The sequence below is a fragment of the Actinomycetota bacterium genome (genome assembly GCA_040905475.1).
Taxonomy (GTDB): Bacteria; Actinomycetota; AC-67; order AC-67; family AC-67; genus DATFGK01.
In genome coordinates this window covers 1-2,379 of record JBBDRM010000172.1, presented here as the reverse complement: position 1 = coordinate 2,379, position 2,379 = coordinate 1, and the positions used below count along the sequence as shown (strand labels likewise).

Genomic DNA, 2,379 nt, shown 5'->3' with positions numbered 1-2,379 from the left:
AGACCTGCACCTCCTCGCCCTGGACGTTCACCATCCACGACGTGCCGAAGCGGTCGGTGCACATGCCGAAGCGCGGCGACCAGAACGTCTCGCCCAGCGGCATCGTGACCTCGCCGCCCTCGGTGAGGGCATCGAAGACCCGGGTCACCTCGTCGGCGTCGGCGAGCATCAGGCTCACGGCCATGCCCTTCATGCCCGCACCGTCGCCGGTCGGGTCGTCGGAGGCCATGAGCAGGTCGCCGGCACCGAAGGTGAGCGCGGCGTGGATGACCAGGTCGGGGTTCGGCGGTCCCGGCGGCGGCTCCGCGCCCTCGGGCATGTCGGCGACGGTCATCACGTCGAGCTGACCGCCGAGGATCTCGTGGTAGCGGGTCATCGCCTGGCGGCACGTGCCCGTGAAGAACAGGTAGGGGTGAAGAGACATGTCGTGTGCTCCATCTCCGGGGGATGTGGTCATTGATGTAGACGGAGCGGACGAGCGGAAGTCATCGGTCCGTGTGCACGATCTTTCCTGAGGGCGTCGTGACCAGCGCGACCTTCGTCCCGTCAGACGACGAGGATCTCAGGCCGGTCGGACACGGGTCTCTCATTCAGGCGGGTTCACCGGGCAGGTCTCGTGCGGGTAGAAGCGAGGCCGCGCCCACAGCGCCACGTAGACGAGGCCGACCAGCACGGGGACCTCGATGAGCGGCCCGACCACGCCGGCGAGAGCCTGGCCGGAGGTGACACCGAACACGCCGATGGCGACGGCGATGGCGAGCTCGAAGTTGTTGCCGGCGGCGGTGAACGCCACGGTCGTGTTCCGGTCATACGGCAGTCCCATGCGCAGCCCGAGCGCGAACGAGAATGTCCACATGAGCGCGAAGTACACGAGCAACGGCAGCGCGATGCGGGCCACGTCGAACGGCGCCGAGGCGATGGCGTCGCCCTGCAGGGCGAAGAGCACCACGATGGTGAACAGCAGTCCGTAGAGGGCGACCGGTCCGATGCGGGGCAGGAAGTCGTCCTCGTACCAGTCGATGCCCTTGCGGGCCTCGCCGACTCGGCGTGTCAGGTAGCCGGCAAGCAAGGGGACGCCGAGGAAGATGAGCACCGCTCGGGCGATCTCCCATATCGACACGTCGAGTGCCTGCTGGTCGAAGCCCAGCCAGCTCGGGAGCAGCTCGAGGTAGAAGTACCCGAGCAGGGAGTACGCCACGATCTGGAACAGCGAGTTCACCGCCACCAGGAACGTGGCCGCCTCCTGGTTGCCGGCCGCCAGGTCGTTCCAGATGAGGACCATGGCGATGCATCTGGCGAGCCCGACGATGATCAGTCCGGTGCGGTACTCGGGCAGGTCCGGGAGCAGCAGCCACGCCAGCGTGAACATGAGCGCCGGCCCGATCAGCCAGTTGAGGACCAGCGACAGGCCGAGCATGCGGCGATCCGCGATCACCTCACCCAGGTGGGAATACCGGACCTTGGCGAGGACCGGGTACATCATCAACAGCAGACCCAGCGCGATCGGCAGCGAGACCGAGTCGACCTTCACCCGGTCGAGCGTGTCGTCGAGGCCGGGGAACACCCTCCCGAGAACGAGCCCGAGCACCATGGCGCCGCCGATCCACAGCGGCAGGAACCGGTCCAGGGTCGAGAGCTTCTCCAGGATCGGCGCGCCGGGATCCCGTGGCTCACTGACGACCGTCATTCGCACGGCCTCCGCCGCTCGCCCGGCGTCGGACAGCACGAGGCAATCCCTCCGATCCGGCCTGCGAGCTCCTCGAGTGCGCCCGCTCGGAGCCGGTAGTACGTCCACTGCCGGTACTTCTCGGATTCGACGAGCCCGGCGTCGCGAAGCACCTTCAGGTGGTGCGACACGAGGGGCTGGGGGACGCCCACCTCCTCGGCAAGGTGACAGACACACAGCTCCTCGCATGACAGCAGCTCCACGATCCGCCACCGGCGAGGCTCGGCAAGCGCCTTGAGCACCTCGGTCGGCACCGCCGCGCTTACATCAACAGCCATGTACATACACTAGCGTTCATATAAGGACTCGCGCGGACAGGATCGCTGGCGCTGCTCGGTCTCATGGACGAGCCGCAGAGCGGCCGAGCGCGCACGTGCGGGCGAAGGCGGCGACGATCGACGGGTCGCCGCCCGCGTGGTGGTGGAGGTAGGTGGCGAGGAGCGTGGGAGTGGCGAAACCGTCGCTGCCCGTGCCAAATCGGCTGCTGAGCCGCACGGCGTCACCGGCCGGCTCACAGCGCGAGTAGTGGAACTCGTGGCCGCGCAAGCGGGTGCCGACGGGGCCGATGACGCTCGCGGTGATCGTCTCGGCGTGGCGATAGCCCAGCACGAGCCGGTTGCCCATCCGTGCCGTCGCCGGCACCACGCCCGCCA

The 2,379-nt window shown here is 68.1% G+C and carries 4 protein-coding genes; all 4 read right to left on the bottom strand.

Annotated features, from left to right (window positions below; translation table 11 throughout):
- Positions 1 to 424: VOC family protein (locus WEB06_21460; protein MEX2558186.1), on the bottom strand; the 424-nt coding region annotated here is incomplete at its 3' end.
- A gap of 162 nt (positions 425 to 586) precedes the next feature.
- Positions 587 to 1,687, bottom strand: coding sequence for an ACR3 family arsenite efflux transporter (gene arsB, locus WEB06_21455; protein ID MEX2558185.1), 1,101 nt, complete (start codon positions 1,685 to 1,687; stop codon positions 587 to 589).
- Complete coding sequence (locus WEB06_21450) at positions 1,684 to 1,980, bottom strand: metalloregulator ArsR/SmtB family transcription factor (protein ID MEX2558184.1); 297 nt, start codon at positions 1,978 to 1,980, stop codon at positions 1,684 to 1,686. The genes arsB and WEB06_21450 overlap by 4 nt, the downstream gene beginning before the upstream one ends.
- 85 nt (positions 1,981 to 2,065) lie before the next feature.
- Positions 2,066 to 2,379 (bottom strand): cobyrinate a,c-diamide synthase (locus tag WEB06_21445; GenBank protein MEX2558183.1); only part of this gene is annotated, 314 nt, incomplete at its 5' end.